The following is a 22,045-nucleotide window of genomic DNA, read 5'->3' as shown; positions in this document are numbered from 1 at the left end:
CGGTCACTGGGGGGCTCCGGAGGTCGAGGGGGTCGAGGGCTCGGCGACCGTGACCGCGTCGGACGAGGTGACGTCGACGGCGGCCTCGGCCAGCGGGGGCAGGGCGGCGCGGCCCGGGCCGAGCAGCAGGAACAGCACCGACATCCGCACGGCGACGCCGTTCGCCACCTGCTCGGTGATGACCGCGCCGGGCCGGTCGGCGACCTCCGACGCGATCTCCACGCCCCGGTTCATCGGACCCGGGTGCATGATCAGCGCACCGTCCCGGAGCCGGTCGGCCCGGGCCGAGGTGAGCCCGAAGCACGCCGTGTACTCCCGCAGCGTCGGCACGAGCGCCTCGTTCATCCGCTCCCGCTGCATCCGCAGCAGGTAGCAGACGTCGAGGTCGCCGACGACGGCGTCGAGGTCGTGGGAGACCCGCACGTCCCACGGCGCGGTCGACGGCGGCAGCAGCGTGGGCGGCGCCACGAGCGTCACCTCGGCGCCGAGCCGGGTGAAGGCCTCGATGTCGGAGCGGGCCACCCGGGAGTGCTTGATGTCGCCGACGATGCCGATGTGCATGCCGTCGAGCGAGCCGCGGTGGCTGCGGATCGTGTAGCTGTCGAGCAGCGCCTGCGTCGGGTGCTGGTGCCAGCCGTCGCCGGCGTTGACGACGACCGCATCGGTCCACGAGGCGATCTGCGCCGGCACGCCCGAGGAGCGGTGGCGCACGACCACGGCGTCGATGCCCATCGCCTCGATCGTCTCGATCGTGTCGCGGACGGACTCGCCCTTGTTCACCGACGAGGACGACACGGCGAAGCTCATCGTGTCGGCCGACAGGCGCTTGGCCGCCGTGTCGAAGCTCAGGCGCGTCCGCGTCGAGTCCTCGTAGAAGAGCGACACGACGGTGCGGCCCCGCAGCGCCGGCACCTTCGGGATGGCGCGGCGGCTGACCTCGACCATCGAGTCGGTGACGTCGAGGACCTCCTCGATGTCGGCCCGGCTCAGGTCGCCGATCGACAGCAGGTGACCGTCGAGGCTCATGGCTTCACCACCTCGGGGGCTGCGCCCCCGGACCCCGAGGCGCCCGGCTCGCTGCGCTCGCACGTCCGCAGCCACTCGCTGGCGCTCATGGCTTCTGAATCTCGCCGAGCTCGACGCCGACCATGGTCACGTCGACCAGCTCGTCGCGGCGGGTGGGCAGGTTCTTGCCGACGTAGTCGGGCCGGATCGGCAGCTCGCGGTGGCCGCGGTCGATCATCACCGCCAGCTGGACCGCCCGGGGCCGGCCGTAGGTGTTCATGGCCTCGAGCGCGGCCCGGATCGTGCGGCCGGTGAACAGCACGTCGTCGACGAGGACCACCGTGCGGCCGTCCAGGTCGACCGGGATCTCGGTGACCTCCTCGGGCAGGACCGGCCGGATGCCGATGTCGTCGCGATGCAGCGCGACGTCCAGCGTGCCGACCGGGACCGGCGGGTCGTCCTCGCCGAGCTCCTCGATCTCGCCCAGGGCGACCGACAGCGCCTGGGCCAGGTCCACGCCCCCGGTCTGGAGGCCGATGACGACGAGCTCGTCGAGCCCGTGGTTCCGCTCGAGGATCTCGTGGGCCATCCGGCGGATCGCCCGGTGGATGTCCTCGGCGTCCATGACCCGGGTCCGGGCAACGAAAACGCCCCCGTAGGGGCGCGTCAGGCGTCGCTCGCGTTCTGCCACCGGCAGGGTCCTTCCTGTCCGTAGGGGCCTCACGGGACCCCCTTCACGGTCAGGCCCGCACCGTAGCACGCGCCGCGGCGGCCTCGTCCCCGGTGCCGGCGGTCGGTGCGCCCGTCAGCCCTCGGGGCGGAGCTCCCTCGCCGCGGCGGCGAGCAGGCCGTTGACGAACCGCGACGAGTCGTCGGTCCCGTACCGGGTCGCCAGGTCGACGGCCTCGGACAGGACGACGCCGGTGGGCACGTCGGGCCGGTGGGCCAGCTCGAAGCACGCCACCCGCAGCACCTCGAGGTCGAGCGACGGCATGCGCTCGATCGTCCAGCCCCGGGCGAGGCGGCCGATCACCTCGTCGATCTCGGTGCGGTGCTGCTCGACGCCGCGGACGAGGTCGACGGCGTACGCGTCGGGCGCGGCCACCTGGTCGGCGACGGTCTCGCCGCCGGGACGGGCCTTCATGCGGCTCTCGTAGAGGAGGTGGACCGCGCGCTCGCGGGCCTCGCTGCGGCCGCCGGCGACCTGCGGCACGGCCGGGGGGAGGACGATCTCGTCGACGACCTCGGCGTCGTCGTCGAGCTGGCGGGCCAGCTCCTCGGGCAGCGGGCCGGCGGCACCGCCCCGGTCGTCGCTCACGCCCGGGAGATGAAGTCGCCGGTGCGGGTGTCGACCTTGATCCGCTCGCCCGGTTCGATGAACAGCGGCACCTGGACGACCAGGCCGGTCTCCAGCGTGGCCGGCTTCTTGGCGCCCGACACGCGGTCGCCCTGGACCCCCGGCTCGGTCTCGGCCACGTTCAGCTCGACCGACGCGGGGACCTCGACGCCGACGATCTCGTCGCCGTACATCATCAGCAGCGCCGTCGAGGAGTCGACCAGGAACCGGGACACGTCGCCGAGCGTCGCGGAGGGGACGTTGAGCTGGTCGTAGGTCGAGTTGTCCATGAAGACGTAGTCGTCGCCGTCGCGGTACAGCAGCTGCATCTCGCGCTTGTCGATGATCGCCCGCTCCATGCGCTCCCCGGCGCGGAACGTGCGCTCGACCACGGCGCCGTTGCGGACGTTCTTGAGCGTGGTCCGCACGAACGCGCCGCCCTTGCCGGGCTTCACGTGCTGGAACTCGACGAGCGAGAACAGCCCGTCGTCGAGGTCCAGGGTCATCCCGTTCTTGAAGTCCGCGGTGGCGATCTGGGGCATGGCGTCGGCCTGTCTGTTCGGCCCGGCGCGGCTCCGGGGGCGGCCGCGCTCAGGCGAGGATCGGATCCTTGGGGGCCAGCGTGAGGCGATCGCAACCGCCCTCCGCGACGAGCACCGTGTCCTCGATGCGGACGCCGCCGAGCCCGGTGAGGTACACCCCGGGCTCCACGGTCACCACCTGGCCGGCGTCCAAGGTAGCAGCGGACCGGACCGAGACCCTGGGCTCCTCGTGGATGTGGAGCCCCACCCCGTGGCCGGTCGAGTGCAGGAACGCGTCGCCCCACCCGGCCTCGTCGATGACGTCGCGACAGGCCCGGTCGACCTCCGCGGCCTCGACGCCGGCCGCCACGGCGCGGACGCCGGCGTCCTGGGACGCAAGCACGACGTCGAGCATCCGCGTCCGCTCCTCGCCCACGTCGCCGACCGCGACGGTGCGGGTCATGTCGGAGTGGTAGCCGTCGACCAGCGCCCCGAAGTCGATGACGACCAGGTCGCCCTCGACGATCGTCCGGTCCGACGGCGTGTGGTGCGGCTTGGCGCCGTTCGGCCCCGAGGCGACGATCGTCTCGAAGCTCACGTCGGCCGCCCCGAGCCCCCGCATGGTGGCGTCGAGCTCGGCGGCGAAGTCGGCCTCGGTGGGCCGCTCGGCGAGGCGGTGCCGCACCCTGTCGAGCGCGGCGTCCGCGACGGCGCAGGCGGCGCGGATGCGGGCGACCTCGCCGTCGTCCTTCACCAGGCGGAGCGCCTCGACGAGGCCGCTGGTCGGCACGAGCTCGCCCGAGGCGAACAGCTCGCCGGCCCACCGGCGCTGCTGGGCCCAGGTGACGTGGTCGGCCTCGAGCCCCAGCCGGGCGAAGCCGCCGTCGACGGCCGCCGACGCGACCGCGGCGTCGGGGGCGGCCCCGATGATGCGGATGTCGGCCTCGACGCCGACCGCGCCGAGCTCCTCGGCGCTGCGGTCGCGGTAGCGGCCGTCGGTCACGAACACCGTGCGGTCGGGCGTCACGAGCAGGAGCGCGGCCGAACCGGTGAAGCCGGTCAGGTAGCGGACGTTGGTGAGCTCCGACACGACGACGGCGTCGCAGCCGGCGCCGTCGAGCAGCTCGCGCAGCCGGGGCAGTCGGGCGGCCACGTCCATGGGCGGCAGCTGGTCGGGCGGCGGCGCCAGCTCGGGCGACTCGGTCACTGTCATCGCGACAGCCTACGACCCTCCCCCACCCGTTCTGTTCCCGGATCCTGGGGCGAACACCCCAGGATCCGGGAACAGAACGGGATGGAGCGGCAGGGCGGGGTCAGGCCTCGGGATCGAGCAGGCCGACCGCGGCGTCGACCGCGAGCCGGTAGCCCAGGCCCTTGGCGCCCTGGATCACGACGTCGGCGACGGGCGACACCACCGAGGTGTGGCGCCACGGCTCGCGGGCGAGCGGGTTCGAGATGTGCAGCTCGACGACCGGCCCTTCGAAGGACGCCAGCGCGTCGTGCAGGCCCCACCCGTAGTGCGTGATCGCCCCGGCGTTGACGATGATCGCGGCGTGCCGGCCCCGGGCCGCGTGGACGGCGTCGACGAGCACCGACTCCGCGTTCGACTGGAGGTGCTCGAGGTCGTACCCGGCGCCGGCCGCCCGTTCGGTGGCGACCGCCACGTGGTCGTCGAGCGTCGCCGAGCCGTAGACGTCGGGCTCGCGCTCCCCCAGCAGGTTCAGGTTCGGCCCCGACAGGAGCAGGATCGACGTCATCGGGCGCCCTCCGCGCACCGGGCGCTCACCGCACCCGCTCCAGGACCGTTCGGACGAGCTCCGGGTCGATGCCCGGGACCACCTCGACACCGGCAGGGCCGTCGAGCACGAACGTCAGCCCGTCGCCCAGCACCTTCTTGTCGCGACCCATCACCGACACGAGGTCGTCGGTCGAGAGGTCGGCCGGCACGTCGAGGGGCAGGTCGTAGCCCGCCACCACGCGCCGGTGCTCGGCGACGGCGTCGTCGTCGATCCGCCCGAGCTCCCGGGCCAGCTCTGCCGCGAACACCAGACCGATGGCGACGGCCTCGCCGTGGCGCAGGTCGTGGTCGCCCACGGTCTCGAGGGCGTGCGCCAGGGTGTGGCCGTAGTTGAGCAGCGCCCGCCGGCCGCCCTCACGCTCGTCCGAGGCGACGACGTCGGCCTTGATCCGCACGCACACCGCGACGCGCTCGGGCAGCGGGAGCTCGTCGAGGCGGCCGCCGCCGAGCCAGTGGTACTTGGCCAGCTCGCCCAGCCCGCAGCGCCACTCCCGCGGCGGCAGCGACCGCAGCGTGGCGGTGTCGCAGATGACCGCCCTGGGCTGCCAGTACGCCCCGACGAGGTTCTTGCCCTCGGGCAGGTTCACCCCGGTCTTGCCCCCGATGGCGGCATCGATCTGGCCCAGCAGCGTCGTGGCCACGTGCACCACGGGGATGCCGCGGTGGTAGACGGCGGCGGCGAACCCGGCCACGTCGGTCGTGAGACCGCCGCCGACGCCCACCACGCAGTCGGCCCGCGTGAGGCCCCACCGGGCGAACTCCGAGCAGAGGGTCCCGATCGTGGACAGGTCCTTGGCCGCCTCGCCCTCGCCGATGTGGAAGGCGCGGTGCTCACGGCCGGGATCGACCTCGACCGGGATGCCCGGCTGGGTCACGATCGCCACCCGGCGGGCCCCCTCGGGCACGAACGACGGGAGCTCCGCGATCGCGCCGTCGCCGACCACCACGGGGTAGTCGCGGCCGTCGGCCAGCGGCACGGTGACGCGCAGGAGCCCTCCGTCCCGCTCGATCGGCCCGTCTCGCTCGATCGGCCCTGTCACGTCGGCTCCCGCCCCGTCATCGCGGATCATCCTCCGTCCCTCCGGCCCGGAGGTCCCGCTCGATCTGGTCGACCACCTGCTGCGGGCGGAGTCCGGTGGCGTCGACGACGAGGTCGGCGACCTCGTCGTAGAGAGGTTCCCGCTCCGCGGCCAGCCGCCGCAAGGTCGTTCCCGGGTCGCCGGCGAGGAGCGGTCGCTCCTCGGCGGTGCGCGCCAGCCGGTCGACGAGGGCGTCGACGTCGGCGCGCAACCAGACGACCGTGGCGGTCCGGGCGAGGAGGTCGCGGTTCGCCGGGTCGAGGACGACGCCGCCGCCGGTCGCCACGACGGCGTCCGGGCCGGCGAGGACCTCCGCGAGGACCTCGGACTCGACGGCCCGGAAGCCGGGCTCGCCGCGGTCGGCGAAGACCTCGGCCACCGTGGCGCCGCCGCACCGGGCCTCGACGAGCCGGTCGACGTCGGCGGCGGTCCGGCCGAGCTGGCGCGCCAGCAGCGGGGCGATCGTGCTCTTGCCGGTGCCCGAGAGGCCGATCAGCGCGAGGTGGCGGCGCGGGCCGGGACGACCGGTCACGTCGCTCAGACCACGACGACGGGCATGCCCCCGACGAGCTGCGCGATCGCGCCCCGGAGCGGGATCGTCGGACAGTCGCGGGCCTCGAGCAGCACGGTCACGTCCTGGTCGCACTCGAGCACGAGCGCCGTGGCGTCGCGGTGGACCTTCGTGTTCATGCGGAAGCGCGCCTCGTCGGCGTTCTGCGCCTCGATCGTGCGGACCACGTCCCACGGGACCCGGAACGCGAGCCCGTTCGGCCCTGCGACCTCGACGGCCTGCCGCGTCAGCGTGGCCGTGCACTTCTTGCGCTTCTTGTTCTGGCCCGGGTAGCCGCCGAGGTAGGTCACGTCCTCGAGGACGAGCGCGGCGGTGCCCGGTCCGAGCTCGCCGATCGGAGCCGACGGCGCGCCCTCGCCCTCGCCGGTGGCCGGCGCCTCGGGGGCGGCAGGCGGGGCGACCGCGGGCCCCGGCAGGTCGGGCGCCGCCCGGTTCGCAGCGGCGAACGGCATCGGCGGCGGCGCCGCCGCGGCGGGGGCCGGCTCGGTGGGCGGCGGCGTCGGGGCGGGTGGCGCAGCCGGTGCCGTGGGCGCAGCCGGTGCGGTGGGCGCTCCCGGTGCCCCGGGCGCCGAGGGTGCCGGCGCGGGCGGGGCCGCAGGTGCCGGCGCGGGCGGGGCCGTGGGCGCCGGCGCAGAGGGTGCCGGCGCGGGCGGCGCCGCCGGGAAGGGCGGGGCCGCCGGTGCGGGTGGGGCCGCGGTCGCGGGCGGTCGGGCACCGGGGAGGGTGCCCTGCAGGGCCTCGACCACGTGGTCGCAGAACGCGAGGGGCCACCCGGCGCGCAGCGTGCGGCCGTCGCCCACCTCCATCTCGATCGACTGCATGCCCGCCACCGGATCGCCGAGGGCGTCCAGGTTCGTGGTCTCGCGGAGGTCGTACCACTCGGGGAGCGAGCCGCCGAGGAGGTCGCCGACGCCGAGCGAGGTGCCGGCGAGCATGAACAGCGCCTGCTCGCGGCCGGCACCCGACCGCTCGATCCAACCCCGCCCGACCGCGTCCGGTTCGTCGTGCGACGGAGGCGTCCCGTCTCCCGATGTCGTTCCGCTCACGCCCTCAGACCTCCGCGCCGATCGGCCCGCCTACCGTACCGGCGGCCATCGTCTCGCACACGGAACCCCTGCGGCCGTCGCGGCCGCTCCGGACCGGCTGCTCAGCGGCCGGCCCCACCGCCGTCCTGGTCGCCGTCGGGCCCGGCGTCGCCGTCGTCGGCGGCGGAGCCGAGGGCGGCGGCGATGGCCTCTGCGGCCTTCGGGCTCAGCTTGGACATCTGGCGGAGCACCTCGTCGGCCGCGGTGTCGGCCGCCCGGTCGGCGACGACCGGCTCCTGCACGGCCAGGGGCGTGCGGGCCGGGGCGTCGGTGAAGGCGCCGTCGCCCACGAACGTCGCCGCGAGCGCGCCCGTGCCGGTGGCCCCGTTGGCCCCGGCCGGCTCGACCGGGTCGGTGAAGGCGCCGAGGTCGTTGAAGCCGCCCACCTCCTGGTCGTCCCAGGACGCCGCGGCGTCGTGATCGCCGTCGACGGCCGGGCCGGGGCCGGGATCGGCGGCTCCGGCGACGACCTCGTGGCCGGCACCGGCGTCGACCGAGCCGGTGTCGCCGCTGGAGAAGCCCTCCGAGCTGAAGGCGCCCGACGAGAAGCCGTCCGCGAAGCTGCCGAGACCGGCGCCGTCGGGGTCGTCGGAGAACTGCGCGGCGGCGAGTCGCTCCTCGCGCCCGGCGGTCTCGAGCTGGACCCACGGGTCCTCGTCCTCGCCCGCGCCGAGCAGGTCGTCGATCGGGAAGTGCTCGGGGAACGACCCGTCGTCCACGTCGTCGTCGAGCAGGACCACCTCGTAGGCGGTCTCGGCCGCGTCGTCGTCATCGGCCACGTCGACCAGCTCGAAGCCGGCCCCGGGCTCCTCCTCGACGTCCACGAGCTCGGCGTCGAGCACCTCGTGGTCCTCGACGACCTCCTCGACCGCGACCGGCGGGGCCTCGAGTGGGACCAGCTCCGCCCGGGGCGCCTCGACCAGCACGACGCCGCGCTCGACCAGGTCCGCGATCAGCGCGCAGCCGGCGAGGTCGGACAGGCCGAGCGCCGTCACCAGGTCGCCGACCCGGTCCTGCGCCCCCGCCGCGACGACGACCGGCCAGTCGGTGGGCGACAGCTCGATGCCGTCCTCGCCCAGCTCCGGGACGAGCGCGAGCCGGTGCGCGAGCGACGGGACGACGGCCTCGACCGCCGACCAGGCCTGCAGGCGCTCGTGCGCGGCCTCGACGACGTCGCCGAGGTCCTGCGGATCGCCCGGCTCGGGAGCGGTGGAACCCGGCTCGAAGAGGAACGAGCCCTCCTGGTACCGCAGCAGCTCGACCACGACGTCGGCGACGTCGGTGAGGTCCAGGCCCTGGACGCCGCCGGCCGTCACGGTCCCGTCGACCACGAACAGCTGTGCGGTGCTGCGGTCGCCCTCGACGATCAGCCGACCGGTCTTGTGGGCACCGGCCAGCAGCTGCAGCACGTCCACGACCGGGAAGGCGTCGATCGTTCCCTGGAGAGCCACGTCATTCCTCCTCGAAGGTTCCTGTCGGCTCTCATCGGCACTTCCCGGTCACAGGTTCACCTTTTCCTGGGCCCGGCGACCCAGGCGGCTGGGCCGCTCGGCCCGTTCGTCGAGCCACGCTCAGCCGGCGGCGGCCGCGGCCGCCATCGCCTCGACCGGCGCAGCAGCCCCCGTCCAGTGCTCGAACGCGACGGCGGCCTGGTGCACGAGCATCGACAGGCCGTTCGCGGTGGGGGCGCCGCGGCGGCGCGCCGCCGCCACCAGCGGGGTGGTCGCGGGGTGGTACACGAGCTCCGAGACGACCAGATCGGGTCGCAGGAACCCCTCCGGCACCGGGAGGTCGCCGTCGTCGCCCATGCCGACCGGCGTGGCGTTCACGAGCACGTCGGCCGCCCCGACGGCCGCCGCCACCGCCCCGGCGTCGGCGGCCGGCACCAGCGCGCCGACCGCTCCTGCCAGCGCGGCCGCCACCTCGCCGCGGCCGGGATCCCGGTTGACGACGGTCACCGCCGCCGCGCCGGCGGCGGCCAGCGCCTGCACGACCGCCCGGCCGGCGCCGCCGGCGCCGACCACCACGAAGCGCCGACCCGCCGGCTCGACGCCCAGGTCGGCCTTGAGGCCCCGCAGGTAGCCCTGGCCGTCGGTGTTGTCGCCGAGCAGCAGCGCGTCGTCGTGCGGGGCGCGGAGGATGCAGTTGACCGCGCCGAGCTCCGCTGCGGCCGACGTGAGGCCGTCGAGCGAGGCGATCACCGCCTCCTTGTGCGGCATCGTCACCGACAGCCCGCGCAGGCCGAGCGCACGGGCGCCGTCGACGGCCGCCGCCGCCTGGCCGCGGGCGACGGGCAGGGCGACGAACACCCAGTCGAGGCCGAGCGCCCGGAACGCGGCGTTGTGGATCCGGGGCGACAGCGAGTGCGCGACCGGGTCGCCGATCACCCCGGCGACCAGCGTGCTGCCCGAGGGCCCCGCCCCCGGCGCCACGGTCAGAAGACCCCCCGGGCCTGCGCGTCGGCCTTGGCCTGCTGGAACTCCCGGTAGGAGTCGGTGAACAGGTGGGTCGGCGGGTCGTTCGACGTGAGCACGTAGTACCGCCAGCTGCCCTCGGGGGCCTCGATGGCGGCCTGCAGCGAGGCGCGGCCGGGCAGGCAGATCGGCGTGGGCGGGAGGCCCTTGAACTTGCGGACGTTGTAGGGCGAGTCGGAGTCGAGGTCCGACTTCGTCAGCTCTCCCGAGGTCCGCCCGAGGCCGTAGAGGTTGGCGGCGTCGATGCCGAGCGGCTCGCCGGCGTCGAGGCGGTTCATCACCACCCGGGCGATCTTGCCGCGCTCGTCGGGTGGCTGGCCGGTCTCGCGCTCGACGAGCGAGGCGATCGTCACCAGCTCGTACGGGGTCCGGCCCTGGAGCGCCTGGGCCTTGTCGTAGCCGAGATCGTCGAGCACCTCGTCCATCTTGGTGGCCATCGTCTGCAGGATCTCCTGCGCCGACGCGTCGTCGAGGAACTCGTACGTGTCGGGGAAGAGGAACCCCTCCCAGTTCGTGACCTCGGGCGGCTTGTACTTCGACGTCACCGCGCCGGAGTCGAGCGTCGCCTGCAGCTGCTGCGGGGTGAGGTTCGGGAACACCTCGCTGATGTCGGCCAGCGCGTCGACGAGCCGCCGGCCCTCGGGGATGCGCACGGTGACGGCGTCGATCGGGACGGGTCCCTTGTCGAGGACCTTGATCGCCTCGTCGAAGCTCGAGTTCTCCCGGAACTCGACGTAGCGGCCGGCCTTCCACGGGCCCTCGGACTTCCAGCTGGTGTACCAGCGGAACATCCGGGCGTTCGTGATGACGTCGGCCTCCTCGAGGAGGTTGGCGATGGCGTCGGTGCTGGAGCCCGACGGCACGACGACCTCGGCCACGACCTCGCCCTGGCCGCCCGAGGGGCTGATCTGGCGGGTCGCCCAGAACACCGCCGAGATGACGACCACGCCGAGCACGGCGAACCCGAGGCCGAACACGGCGAGGAGCCGGGGTCCGCTCCGGGTACTGGGCGGGAGCTTCACGTACTCGTCGTCGGCGCCGCCGCGACCCGGCGGCGCGCCGCGCCGGCCCCGGCGCGACCGCTCCTCGCCGCCACGCCGGGCGGTGCCGGCGGCTGCGGCGCGGGCGCCGGCATCGGACGGCGCGGGGCGCGCCCCGCCGTCGCCCTGGGGCGCCGGGCGCTGGTCCTGCGGCCGACGGGCCTGCTGGCGGGGTTGCTGGCGCGGGTCGCCCCCACCCGAGGGCGCCGGGCGCCCGTCGTCGGGACGGGCCTGCCGGCGCGGCTGATCCTGGCGCGGCTGATCCTGGCGCGGCCGGCCCTGGCGGGACCGGCCCTCCTGAGGAGCGCCCTGGCGCGGCTGGCCCTGGCGCGGCTGGCCCTCCCGGGGTGCGCCCTGGCGGGGCGGGCCCTGCGCCGCCGGGTCACCGCCGCTGCGCCGGGCACGGCGGACGGGCCGGACCTCCTCAGGCTGGGACGGCTCCTGGGGGCGTCGCGGGTCCTGGGGATCAGTCAAGCGGGGTCCTCACCTCGGGCCCGGTGGTCGAGCCAGCTCTGCAACATCACTGCTGCGGCCACCTGGTCCACGACCTTGCGCCGTGCCCGTCCCGAGAGGTCGGTCTCCCTGAGGGCCCGTTCCGCGGTGACCGTCGTCAGCCGCTCATCGTAGGTCTCGACCGGGACACCCAGGGTGGCACGGAGCCGGCGGGCCTCGGCCCGGTACCTCGTGGCCATGGGACCGGTGCTCCCGTCGAGCGAGTACGGCACGCCGACGACGACGACCTCGGCCTCGGTCTCGGCGACGAGCTCGGCGATGCGCCGGTGGTCGCGCTCGCGGTCGCCGGTCCGCTGCACGACCTCGTACGGGAGCGCGAGCGTGCCGTCGGAGTCCGACAGGGCGACGCCGATGCGCTTGGAGCCGAGGTCCAGGCCGAGGGCTCGCACGGGCTCAGCCGGCGACGCCGGCCGCCGCCCGAACCTGCTCCAGGGCCTCGTCGAGGTGCTCCGGGTGCTTGCCCCCGGCGGCCGCGAGGTCCGCGCCCTTCCCCCCGCCGCCACCGACGGTCCTCGCCGCGTCGGCGATCAGCTCCGCCGCGTTCAGCCCGCTGTCGGGTGCCACGGCGGACACGAGCGCGACGCCCTTGCCGCCGGGCGACGCGCCGAGCACCACGGCACGGATGCCCGGCCGGTCCCGGAGCGCGACCGCGAGGTCACGCACCTCGTCACGGCTGTCGGCGTCGATGCGGGCCACCACGACGCCGTCGACCGCGGCGTCGACCAGCTCGTCGGCCTGGCTCCCCGCGAGCTGCTTGCGGAGCGCCTTGAGCTCCTCCCGGGCCGAGCGCAGCTCGGCGAGGCGCTTCTCGATCCCGCCCTGCAGGTCCTCGGTCGGCACGCCGAGCAGGTCCGCCGCGGACCGGAGGCGGTCCTCCTCCAGCCGGAGCCGCTCGATCGGCCCGGTGCCGGTCACGGCCTCGATGCGGCGGATGTTCGAGCCGATCGACGTCTCGGACACGACCTTGAGCGGCCCGATGTCGCCGAGCGCGCCGACGTGGGTCCCCCCGCACAGCTCGGTGGAGTGGCGGCCGGCCTCGAGCACGCGGACGACCTCGCCGTACTTGTCGCCGAAGAACATGATCGCCCCGAGCCGGCGCGCCTCCTCCATCGTCGTCTCGTAGTGGCGGACCGACGCGTTGTCGAGGATCTCGTGGTTGGCGAGGTCCTCGATGCGGCGGATCTCGTCCTGGGACAGCGCGCCGTGGTGGGCGAAGTCGAAGCGGAGCCGGTCGGGACCGACCCAGGAGCCCTGCTGCTTCACGTGCTCGCCGAGCACCTCGCGCAGCGCCCAGTGGAGGACGTGCGTCCCGGTGTGGTTGCGGCGGATCGCGGCGCGCCGCTCGGCGTCGATCGACGCGGTCGCCTCCTGGCCCGGCTCGATCGTGCCCTCGACCAGCTCGAAGGTGTGGCGGTGCAGCCCGGGCAGGGCGTAGGTGGTGTCGACGACCCGGGCCGTGCCGGTCGGCGTGGTGATCGTCCCGGTGTCGCCCACCTGGCCACCGGACTCTGCGTAGAACGGCGTCCGATCGAGGAACAGGCCGTCGCCGATCACGGCGAGCACCGTGGCGGAGGTGGTCTCCTCCTCGCGACCGGTGAAGACCGTGGGGCCGTGCTCGGCGAGCAGGGCCCGTTCGGCGTCGGCGGACTCCCCCGCGGCGACGCCCGTCCGCTTGCCGGCGGCACGGGACCGCTCGCGCTGGGCGGCCATCTCGGAGTCGAACCCCTCGAGGTCGACCGTGACGCCGCGCAGGTCGGCCATCTCGCTGGTCACCTCGAGCGGGAAGCCGTACGTGTCGTGGAGCTCGAACGCGACCTGGCCCGGGAGGTGCCCGCCCTGCGGGACGGCGTCCAACGCCGAGTCGAGCAGGACCGAGCCGCGCGCCAGCGTGCGCCGGAAGCCCTCCTCCTCGCGGGAGATCATGTCGACGACCCGGTCGTGGCCCTCGACGAGCTCGGGATACGCGCCGCCCATGATCTGGATGCAGCGCTCGACCAACGGCGGCATGACCGCCCGCTCGACGTCGAGCATGTAGGCGAAGCGCACGGCCCGGCGGATGATGCGCCGGAGCACGTAGCCGCGGTCCTCGTTCGACGGGACCACGCCGTCGGCGACCAGGAAGGTGGCCGTACGGGTGTGGTCGGCGAGGAGGCGCAGCGCGATGTCGGACAGCTCGCCGTCGCCGAGGCGCCGGGCGGTGACCGACTGGGCCTCGTCGACGAGGCCCGACAGGACGTCCGCGTCGTAGAGCGACGGGCTGTCGGCCAGGACCGCCAGGATGCGCTCCAAGCCGGCGCCGGTGTCGATGTTCTTGGTCGGCAGGTCCGACAGCCGGCCGTCCTCGCTGCGGAAGTACTGCTGGAAGACGAGGTTCCAGATCTCGACGTAGCGGTGCTCGGCGTCGGGGTTGGCCGGTCCGCCGGCGGGACCGAGCTCCGGGCCGTAGTCGAAGAAGAGCTCCGAGCTCGGACCGCACGGGCCGGTCTCGCCCATCTCCCAGAAGTTGTCCTTGTCGAGCCGCTGGATCCGCTCGATCGGGAAGCCGACGTCGTCGACCCAGATCTGCTCGGCCTCGTCGTCGGAGACGTGGCAGGTCACCCAGATGCGGTCGCCGTCGATGCCGAGCGCCTCGGTGACGAACTCCCACGCCCAGCGGATGGCGTCCGGCTTGAAGTAGTCGCCGAAGCTGAAGTTGCCGAGCATCTCGAAGAACGAGAGGTGCCGCGGCGAGCGGCCGATCTCGTCGAGGTCGTTGTGCTTGCCACCGGCGCGCACGCACTTCTGCACCGACGCCGCCCGCCGCGGCGAGTACGGCACCGGCTCCTCGCCGAGGAAGTACGGGACGAACGGCATCATCCCCGAGTTGGTGAACATGGGCGCCGACGGGTGCGTGGGGATCAGCCCGCTCGACGGGACGATCGTGTGCCCGCGGGCCGCGAAGAAGTCGTCCCAGGCCCGACGGAGCTCGTCGGCGGTGCGGGGGCGCGCGGGCTGCTGGCTCATGGTCCGGTCATCGTACCGGCGCGGTCCCCCGGTCACGTCGGCAGTTGCAGGCGGGGCCGGGAGGGCCCGGCCGGCGCTACCAGCGCGCGGGTCGGGTGGGTCGGTCCGCGCTCGACGGACCGGGCCGGCCGCTCCGGCGCTGCGGCGACCGGGCCGACGACGTGGGCCAGGCGTGCGCGTCGGATCCGTCCCGGCGCGCCAGCAGCTCGTCCTCGCGCTCGCGCATCGCGGCGCGCCCCTCGACGACCGCGCCGGCGACCGTCCGGCCGACCTGCTTGGAGACCTTGCGGGCCTGGTGGCCTGCGGTCACCACGATGTGGTCGGGGCCGAGGGCGTCGATCTGGCGGCGCACCTTCTGCTGGGCCCACATGACCCCCGACGCGCCCGCTGCCGCGCCGAGGCCGAACCAGGTCAGTCGCTTGAACACCCCACCATCATGGTCCACCGGCGGACCGTGCGAGCGCGATCCGACGCCCACCGCCGGGTTCAGCGATCGTCGTGACCGGGGCGCAGGCGGCGGGCGGCTCCCTCCCCGGCGACGCCCACCGCCGGGTTCAGCGATCGTCGTGACCGGGGCGCAGGCGGCGGGCGGCGCGCCTCGTGCCGGAGGCCAGGGCGACCGTCTTGATCACCGGCGAGGTCAGCGCCCGGTAGGTCGCACCGGTGGCGGTGTCGACCCGCTCGCCGATCGCGTTCGCGACGTCGACGAGCGCCTCGACCTCGTCGACCTGGTGGCCGGCCCGCAGCACGGTCAGGTGCAGCTCCTCGAGCGCGGCGGCCGCCTCGGCCTCGAACCGCTCGCGCACGTCGTCGAGCTCGCGCACCGACCGCTCGACCTCCTGGGTGGCGCGGTGCATGCGGACGCTGACGAGCACCATCGCCACCGTGGCGCCGAGGGCGACCACCCCGAGCAGGACCACCACCAGGTCGAGCGCGCTCATGACCCCCCAGTCTGGTCCCGCTCGCCGTCGGCCGGCGGGACCTCGCCCCGGCGTTCGCGCCAGCGGGCCACGAGCCGGGCCTCGGCGCCGTTGGGCCCGGGGTGGTAGTACCGCTCCCCCGCCAGCTCGTCGGGCAGGTACTGCTGGTCGACCCAGCCGTCGGGGTGGTCGTGCGGGTAGCGGTAGCCCTTGCCGTGACCGAGGGACGCGGCCCCCTTGTACGACGCGTCGCGCAGGTGCGTCGGGACCTCGCCGACCGCCCGGTTGCGCACGTCGTCGGCGGCCCTGCCCAGGCCCAGGTAGGCGGTGTTGGACTTGGGCGCCAGCGCCAGGTGGACCGTCGCCTGCGCCAGGTTGATCCTCGCCTCGGGCAGGCCCACGAACTCGACGGCCCGGGCCGCAGCGTCGGCGATGACGATCGCCAGCGGGTCGGCCATGCCGATGTCCTCCGACGCCGAGATCACCAGGCGCCGGGCGATGAAGCGGGCGTCCTCGCCGGCCTCGAGCATGCGGGCGAGCCAGTGCAGCGCCGCGTCGGGGTCCGAGCCCCGGATCGACTTGATGAAGGCCGACACGACGTCGTAGTGGTCGTCACGGCCGTAGCGGACCGGCGAGGCGCCGAGCGCGCCCTCGGCGTCGACGAGCTCGAGGTGCACGTCGGGCGACCCGTCGGCCTTGGCCCGGGCCGCGGCCAGCGCCACGGCAACCTCGAGGCTGGTGAGCAGGCTCCGGCCGTCGCCGCCGCAGCGCTCGACGAGGTGCTCGACCGCGTCGTCGTCGGCCGTCGCGCCCTCGGCCTCGAGGCCCCGACGGGCGAGCGCCTCGAGCGACGCGGGCCCGAGCGGAACGAGCCGGAACAGCGTCGAGCGGCTCATCAGCGGCGGGTTGACCTCGAAGTGCGGGTTCTCCGTCGTCGCACCGATCAGCACGAGCAGCCCCGTCTCGACCGACGGCAGCAGCGCGTCCTGCTGGGCCTTGGTGAAGCGGTGGATCTCGTCGAGGAAGAGGATCGTGCCCTGGCCGTTGGCGCCGAGCCGGTGCTCGGCCGACGCCGCCACCTCGCGGATGTCCTTGACCGTCGCGGTGACGGCCGACAGCGGGACGAACGCCTTCGACGACGCCTGGGCGATCAGGCGGGCGATCGTGGTCTTCCCGGTGCCGGGCGGCCCCCAGAGGACGACCGACGACAGCCGGTCGGCGTCGACGAGGGCCCGGAGGGGCTTGCCGGGCCCGAGCAGCTGGTCCTGGCCGACGACCTCGTCGAGGTCGCGGGGCCGGAGCCGGTCCGCGAGCGGGCCCCGGGCGGCCAGCCGCTCCTCCGCCGCGGCGGCGAAGAGGTCGTCGGCGGCCATGCCGGGACGCTACCCGTCGCCCCCGACACGTTCCGCCCGTCCGGTCACATCGGATCCGATGCGGCCGGACGGGCGGAACGGGCGGACGGGCCGGGGATCAGGGGACGAGCGCCTGGGGCCAGGGCTCGTCGAGGAGCGCGGCCACCGCGTCGAGCGTGGCGAGGGAGCTCGGGGACGTGTCCCAGGACTGGTAGAAGAACGCGCCCTGGGCCGCCGCCGGCGCCGAGGCGCCCAGCTGGAAGGACCGCAGCGCCTCGAGCGCGGCGGCGTCGGGGGTCTCGCCGAGCGCCTCGAGCGCCGCGATCACCAGCGCGGTCGAGTTGGCGTCGGACGGCGTCGACGGACCCGGCGGGAAGGCGCCCCACCCGCCGTCGGTGCCGCGCACCGACAGGAGCCACGCCGTCGGGTCGACCGGGGCCGTCGCGCCGACGGCGACCAGGCCGAGCGCGGCCATCGCCGCGCCGTTCGAGTCCTTGTAGGTCCAGGACGCCGGGTCCTCGACGCAGTCGGTCGAGGTGTCGGCCCGGAACGCCATCCAGGCACCGTCGGCGCACTGCTGGTCGATCAGCCACGCCACGGCGGGCAGGTCCTCGATGGATCCGCCCGCGGCGGGCGTGATGCTGGCGGGCCGGGGCGTCACGGTCGACAGCGCGGCCAGCGCGAGGCCCTGGCGGTAGGCGCCGTCGTAGAGCGGCGACTGGACGCCGAAGCGGCCATCGGCCTGGATCGTGCCCTCGAGCCGGGCGACGAGGTCGGTGCCGGCGAAGTCGCGGGGGTCGCCGCCGGTCGCCACCACGGCGAGGATGATCCGGGCGAGCACACCCGCGACGCCACCGGTGCCGTCGTCGATCGCGCCGGGCGTGTCGGCCTCGAGGCGCGCGAGGCGGGCGGCCTCGTCACCGGCACCGACGCCGAGGACGTGCAGGTCGGCGATCGCCTGCGCGGCGTTGGCGGCGTCGGGCTGCGCCGAGTTGAACGGGCCCGGGAACCAGTGGTCCTCGGTGAACTGGGCGTCCAGCCAGGCGGCGGCCTGCTGCCGGGCGACCTGCTCGGGGCTCGCAGGCGTCGTGGTCGTCGTCGTGGGGGCGGGGGCCTCGGGGACGCAGGCGGCGGCCAGCACCGCGAGCGACGCGGTGAGGACGACGGCGACCCGGCGCAGTGCCCGGCGGGACGGGGTGGTGGTCATGGCGTGCTGGCTCCTGTCGTGTGCGAGGTGGGTGGCCGGCGTGCCGGCCGGCGATCGGGGTCGGTCGGGACCGGACGGCGTCACGGGACGATCGGGCCCGAGGTGCCGATGCGCGGCGGCGTGGCGGTGCCGTTGGCGAAGGGGGCGAAGTGCCAGCCCTCGACCGAGCCGGGCGCGAGCGCGTCGACCGTCGGTCCGGTGCCGCTGTAGACCCACGGCGCGCCGGCGCTCCCGGCCTTCCAGTAGGACCAGTAGCCGCCGGTGGTCCAGCAGTACGGGTAGCCCTGGGTGGGCAGGCCGTCGATCTGGCAGATGCCGCCGGGGAACCGCCCGGCGTCGTACGACAGGCCGATCGCGGTCAGGGCCGCGTAGCCGTTGGCCTGGGCGCCCAGGGCGCACCGGACGGTGATCCGGTCGGTGAGCGGGGCGAAGTCGACGACGACGGTGACGCCCTCGGCGCCCGCGCAGCGCCCCTCCTTGTACGTCTGGTTCGGCGGCGCGGTCGGCGTGGTGGTGCACGCCGCCGCGACGAGGCCCAGCAGCAGCAGGCCGGTCGCGGCCAGTGCTCGGGCGCGACGGGTCGCCGTCGTGGGACCGGAACCTTCAGCCATCGTGCATCGCCTCTCGTCCTCGTCCGAAGGGACGGCGGCGATGTCGGACGGGCGCCCGGACGGCACCGACCGACGCTCGTCCCCGCAGTCCACGACGGGTCTCCTTGAGCGCACCACCCGGCGGGCGTTCCGACTCGTGCCCCGTCCGACCAGCGGACGGCGCACCCACGGTTGCGGGACAGTGCCGGAGTTCGACCGGCTTCCCCCGACGGGCGGCGTGTCGGGCCGAACCGTAGCGGGCCCGGACCGGTGGCGCACCTCCGCAGCCCGCGAGCGCCCGGTGCGGTGGCGGGGACGACGTCAGGAGGCGGGCGGCGGCAGCAGGCGGAGGCCGAGCTCGTCGAGCTGGTCGTCGTCGATCGCTGTCGGCGCCTTGGTCAGCGGGTCGGTGCCCGACTGCGTCTTCGGGAAGGCGATGACCTCGCGGATGTTCTCCTCGCCGACGAGCAGCGCGACGAGCCGGTCGATGCCGAACGCGAAGCCGGCGTGCGGCGGGGCGCCGTAGCGGAACGCGTCGAGGAGGAAGCCGAACTTCGCCTGCGCCTCCTCGTCGGAGATGCCGAGCAGGCCGAAGATCCGCTGCTGCACGTCGGGGCGGTGGATCCGGACGCTGCCGGAGCCGAGCTCCCACCCGTTGAGGACGAGGTCGTAGGCCTGCGAGCGGACCTGCAGGAGCGCCTCGGCGTCGCTGTCGTCGAGCAGGTGGAGGTCCTCGTCGTGCGGCATCGTGAACGGGTGGTGGGCCGGCACCGGCCGACCGGTCGCGGCGTCGATCGACTCGAACAACGGGAAGTCGACGACCCAGAGGAACTGCAGCCCGCCCTCGTCGACCGGTGGCCGCCCGAGCTCGAGCCGCAGCAGCCCGAGCACGTGGCACGTGGCGAGCCACTCGTCGGCCACGAGGAACAGCAGGTCGCCGACCTGCGCGCCGGTGCGCTCGACGATCCCGGCCAGCTCCGCCTCGGAGAGGAACTTGGCGATCGGCGAGCTCAGCGTCGTGGCGCCGTCGTCGCCCTGCTCGACGCGCATCCACACGAGGCCCTTGGCACCCCAGCGCTTGGCCTGGTCGGTCAGGTCGTCGAGGCGGCTGCGCGAGGTGGCCTCGGAGCCGCCCTCGAGCCGGATGCCCTTGATCGACGGGGCCTTGAACGCGTTGAAGCCGGTCTCGGCGAAGACGTCGGTGAGCTCGATCAGCTCCATGCCGAAGCGCACGTCGGGCTTGTCGGAGCCGAAGCGGCCCATCGCCTCGTGCCACGTGATGCGCGGCACGTCGACGACGCGCCGGCCGGTCACCGCCTCGCTCGCCGCGCTGACCGCGGTGGTGATCGCCTGGAGCACGTCGTCCTGGCTGGCGAAGCTCATCTCGGCGTCGAGCTGCGTGAACTCGAACTGGCGATCGGCGCGCAGGTCCTCGTCGCGGAAGCAGCGGGCGATCTGGTAGTAGCGGTCGATCCCGCCGACCATGCAGAGCTGCTTGAACAACTGGGGGCTCTGGGGCAGCGCGTAGAAGGTGCCCGGGCGGTGGCGCGACGGCACCACGAAGTCGCGGGCGCCCTCGGGCGTCGAGGCGATGAGCATCGGCGTCTCGACCTCGACGAAGCCCTGTGCGTCCATCGCCCGACGGATGGCGCCGTTGACCTGGGCCCGGGTGCGCAGGTTGCGCTGCATGGCGTCACGACGGATGTCGACGTACCGGTACCGCAGGCGCACGGTCTCGTCGACGTCCGCGGCCCGGTCGTCGAGCGGGAACGGCGGCGGCTCGGCCTCGGAGAGGATCTCGACCGTGCAGTCGCCCACCTCGACCTCGCCGGTGGCGAGCGCGGCGTTCACCGTGCCCTCGGGTCGGGGGCGCACGGTGCCCGTGATGCGCAGCACGTACTCGCTGCGCAGGTCGTGGGCGCCGTCGACCACGCACTGGAGGAGCCCGGTGTGGTCGCGCAGGTCGATGAAGGCGAGGTGCTCGCCGTGTTCGCGGCGCCGGCCGACCCACCCGCAGACGGTCACCGTCTGCCCGATGTGCTCGGGCCGGAGCTGCCCGCACAGGTGCGTGCGCAGGGCGGTCGGGGCGTGGTCCGTCACAGGTGCTTCCTCAGGTCGTCGATCAGTTCGTCCGCCGGCACGCGTCGCTGCTCGGCGTCGCCGCGCAGGTCGCGCACGGTCACCTCGCCCGCCGCCTGCTCGTCGCTGCCGACGAGCACGGCGAAGCGGGCGCCGGAGCGGTCCGCAGCCTTCATCTGGGCCTTCATGGAGCCGCCGCCGAAGCGCCGGTCGGCCGACAGGCCGGCGGCCCGCAGCTCGTGCGTGAGGTCCCGCGCCGCCTCACCGCCGACCAGGTCGACGACGAACGCGTCCATGGTGCGCTCGGGGGCCGGGAACGCGCCCTCGGCGTCGCACGCGAGGAGGATCCGGTCGACGCCGAGCGCGAAGCCGATGCCGTCGGTGGGCGGCCCGCCGAGGTCCTCGGCGAGCCGGTCGTAGCGCCCGCCGCCGCCGACGGCGTTCTGGGCGGCGTCGAGCGCGTCCGCGACGTACTCGAAGGTGGTGCGGCGGTAGTAGTCGAGGCCTCGCACCAGCCGGTCCTCGACCGTGTACGGGATGCCGAGCGAGTCGAGGCCGGCCAGCACGCGCTCGAAGTGCGCGGCCGCCTCGTCGGAGAGGTGGTCGGCCACCTTCGGGGCCGCGGCCACGACGGCCCGGTCCTCGGGGCGCTTCGAGTCGAGGACGCGCAGCGGGTTGCGGCCCAGCGTCGCCACCGCCTTCTCGGACAGGTCGCCGCGGTGGGCCTCGAGGTGGGCCCGGACGGCCTCGGTGTAGCGGGCGCGGTCCTCGTGCTCGCCGAGCGAGTTCACGAGCAGCCGCACCTGGCGGAGCCCCAACCGCTCGTAGAAGCGCCAGCCGAGCGCGATGACCTCGACGTCGAGGTCGGGGTCGTCGACGCCGAGCACCTCGACGCCGACCTGGTCGAAGCTGCGGTAGCGACCCTTCTGCGGGCGCTCGTGGCGGAAGTTCGACCCCGCGTACCAGACCTTCCACGGCAGGAGCGGCGAGTGCTGCACGAAGGCGCGCACGGCGCCGGCCGTCATCTCGGGCCGGAGCGCGATCCGGGTGCCGTCCTTGTCGACGAAGTCGTACATCTCCTTCGTCACGACGTCGGTGGCCTCGCCGACCCGGAGGAAGACGCCGAGGTCCTCGACGAGCGGCAGCACGACCTCGTGGTAGCCCGCCGCCTCGACCACCTCCGCGAACGTCGCCACGAGGGCGCGGCGACGCGAGGACTCGGGGGCCAGCACGTCGCGCATGCCGGTCAGGGCGCGGAAGGCCTGAGCGGCCGGGAGCGGCGGTTCGGCCTGAGCGGCCGGGAGCGGCGGTTCGGCCTGAGCGGCCGGGAGCGGCGGTTCGGCCTGAGCGGCCGGGAGCGGCGGTTCGGCCTGAGCGGCCGGGAGCGGCGGTTCGGCCTCCTGCGGCGGTTCGGTCACGGGAGGCCACGCTACCGGAGCGGTCGCGGCACCCCGGAACCCGTTCCGGCCACC

At 74.6% G+C, this 22,045-nt stretch carries 21 protein-coding genes; all 21 read right to left on the bottom strand.

Going from position 1 to position 22,045, the window contains the following annotated elements; translation table 11 throughout:
- Positions 1–3 precede the first annotated feature (3 nt).
- Positions 4–1,026 carry an aspartate carbamoyltransferase catalytic subunit gene (locus tag LH044_RS01325; RefSeq protein ID WP_227757996.1) on the bottom strand — a complete coding sequence of 341 codons (1,023 nt, stop codon included), beginning with the start codon at positions 1,024–1,026 and terminating at the stop codon, positions 4–6.
- Between the two features lie 85 nt (positions 1,027–1,111).
- Positions 1,112–1,630, bottom strand: a complete 519-nt coding sequence (pyrR, locus tag LH044_RS01320) for a bifunctional pyr operon transcriptional regulator/uracil phosphoribosyltransferase PyrR (protein ID WP_374210575.1) — start codon at positions 1,628–1,630, stop codon at positions 1,112–1,114.
- A gap of 180 nt (positions 1,631–1,810) precedes the next feature.
- The gene (gene nusB / locus LH044_RS01315; RefSeq protein WP_227757994.1) at positions 1,811–2,323 is read right to left on the bottom strand and encodes a transcription antitermination factor NusB; all 513 of its coding nucleotides are present in this window, start codon (positions 2,321–2,323) and stop codon (positions 1,811–1,813) included.
- Entirely contained in the window at positions 2,320–2,883 is a 564-nt protein-coding gene (gene efp / locus LH044_RS01310) for an elongation factor P (protein ID WP_227757993.1), read from the bottom strand. The genes nusB and efp overlap by 4 nt, the downstream gene beginning before the upstream one ends.
- Before the next feature lie 49 nt (positions 2,884–2,932).
- Complete coding sequence (locus LH044_RS01305; RefSeq protein WP_227757992.1) at positions 2,933–4,075, bottom strand: M24 family metallopeptidase; 1,143 nt, start codon at positions 4,073–4,075, stop codon at positions 2,933–2,935.
- Between the two features lie 100 nt (positions 4,076–4,175).
- The gene (locus tag LH044_RS01300) at positions 4,176–4,619 is read right to left on the bottom strand and encodes a type II 3-dehydroquinate dehydratase (RefSeq protein ID WP_227757991.1); all 444 of its coding nucleotides are present in this window, start codon (positions 4,617–4,619) and stop codon (positions 4,176–4,178) included.
- Positions 4,620–4,644: 25 nt separating this feature from the next.
- Entirely contained in the window at positions 4,645–5,730 is a 1,086-nt protein-coding gene (locus LH044_RS01295; RefSeq protein ID WP_227757990.1) for a 3-dehydroquinate synthase family protein, read from the bottom strand.
- Positions 5,717–6,271 carry a shikimate kinase gene (locus LH044_RS01290; protein ID WP_227757989.1) on the bottom strand — a complete coding sequence of 185 codons (555 nt, stop codon included), beginning with the start codon at positions 6,269–6,271 and terminating at the stop codon, positions 5,717–5,719. The genes LH044_RS01295 and LH044_RS01290 overlap by 14 nt, the downstream gene beginning before the upstream one ends.
- Positions 6,272–6,276: 5 nt before the next feature.
- Positions 6,277–7,356 carry a hypothetical protein gene (locus tag LH044_RS01285; protein WP_227757988.1) on the bottom strand — a complete coding sequence of 360 codons (1,080 nt, stop codon included), beginning with the start codon at positions 7,354–7,356 and terminating at the stop codon, positions 6,277–6,279.
- A gap of 101 nt (positions 7,357–7,457) precedes the next feature.
- On the bottom strand, positions 7,458–8,846 hold the full coding sequence (locus LH044_RS01280) for a DUF4388 domain-containing protein (RefSeq protein ID WP_227757987.1): 1,389 nt from the start codon (positions 8,844–8,846) through the stop codon (positions 7,458–7,460).
- A gap of 120 nt (positions 8,847–8,966) precedes the next feature.
- On the bottom strand, positions 8,967–9,827 hold the full coding sequence (locus LH044_RS01275) for a shikimate dehydrogenase (RefSeq protein ID WP_227757986.1): 861 nt from the start codon (positions 9,825–9,827) through the stop codon (positions 8,967–8,969).
- A 2-nt stretch (positions 9,828–9,829) separates the two neighbouring features.
- The gene (mltG, locus tag LH044_RS01270; protein ID WP_227757985.1) at positions 9,830–11,383 is read right to left on the bottom strand and encodes an endolytic transglycosylase MltG; all 1,554 of its coding nucleotides are present in this window, start codon (positions 11,381–11,383) and stop codon (positions 9,830–9,832) included.
- On the bottom strand, positions 11,380–11,811 hold the full coding sequence (gene ruvX / locus LH044_RS01265) for a Holliday junction resolvase RuvX (protein WP_227757984.1): 432 nt from the start codon (positions 11,809–11,811) through the stop codon (positions 11,380–11,382). The genes mltG and ruvX overlap by 4 nt, the downstream gene beginning before the upstream one ends.
- A 4-nt stretch (positions 11,812–11,815) precedes the next feature.
- Positions 11,816–14,425: an alanine--tRNA ligase gene (gene alaS / locus LH044_RS01260; RefSeq protein WP_227757983.1), complete on the bottom strand. Its 2,610-nt coding sequence runs from the start codon at positions 14,423–14,425 to the stop codon at positions 11,816–11,818.
- Positions 14,426–14,501: 76 nt separating this feature from the next.
- Positions 14,502–14,852: a hypothetical protein gene (locus LH044_RS01255; RefSeq protein ID WP_227757982.1), complete on the bottom strand. Its 351-nt coding sequence runs from the start codon at positions 14,850–14,852 to the stop codon at positions 14,502–14,504.
- Positions 14,853–14,979: 127 nt separating this feature from the next.
- Positions 14,980–15,366 carry a hypothetical protein gene (locus tag LH044_RS01250; protein ID WP_227757981.1) on the bottom strand — a complete coding sequence of 129 codons (387 nt, stop codon included), beginning with the start codon at positions 15,364–15,366 and terminating at the stop codon, positions 14,980–14,982.
- Positions 15,363–16,718 carry a replication-associated recombination protein A gene (locus LH044_RS01245; RefSeq protein WP_227757980.1) on the bottom strand — a complete coding sequence of 452 codons (1,356 nt, stop codon included), beginning with the start codon at positions 16,716–16,718 and terminating at the stop codon, positions 15,363–15,365. Before LH044_RS01245 ends, LH044_RS01250 begins: the two co-directional genes overlap by 4 nt.
- Positions 16,719–16,815: 97 nt before the next feature.
- On the bottom strand, positions 16,816–17,904 hold the full coding sequence (locus LH044_RS01240) for a prenyltransferase/squalene oxidase repeat-containing protein (protein WP_227757979.1): 1,089 nt from the start codon (positions 17,902–17,904) through the stop codon (positions 16,816–16,818).
- A gap of 80 nt (positions 17,905–17,984) precedes the next feature.
- A complete protein-coding gene (locus LH044_RS01235; RefSeq protein ID WP_227757978.1) occupies positions 17,985–18,515 on the bottom strand; it encodes an SCO2322-related protein in 531 nt (176 codons plus the stop codon).
- A gap of 300 nt (positions 18,516–18,815) precedes the next feature.
- Positions 18,816–20,594, bottom strand: coding sequence for an aspartate--tRNA ligase (aspS, locus tag LH044_RS01230; protein WP_227757977.1), 1,779 nt, complete (start codon positions 20,592–20,594; stop codon positions 18,816–18,818).
- Entirely contained in the window at positions 20,591–21,991 is a 1,401-nt protein-coding gene (gene hisS / locus LH044_RS01225) for a histidine--tRNA ligase (protein ID WP_227757976.1), read from the bottom strand. The genes aspS and hisS overlap by 4 nt, the downstream gene beginning before the upstream one ends.
- Between the last annotated feature and the right edge of the window lie 54 nt (positions 21,992–22,045).

Origin of the sequence: Dermatobacter hominis (assembly GCF_020715685.1) — a bacterium.
GTDB classification, from domain to species: domain Bacteria; phylum Actinomycetota; class Acidimicrobiia; order Acidimicrobiales; family Microtrichaceae; genus Dermatobacter; species Dermatobacter hominis.
This window is presented reverse-complemented; position numbering and strand designations above follow the sequence as displayed.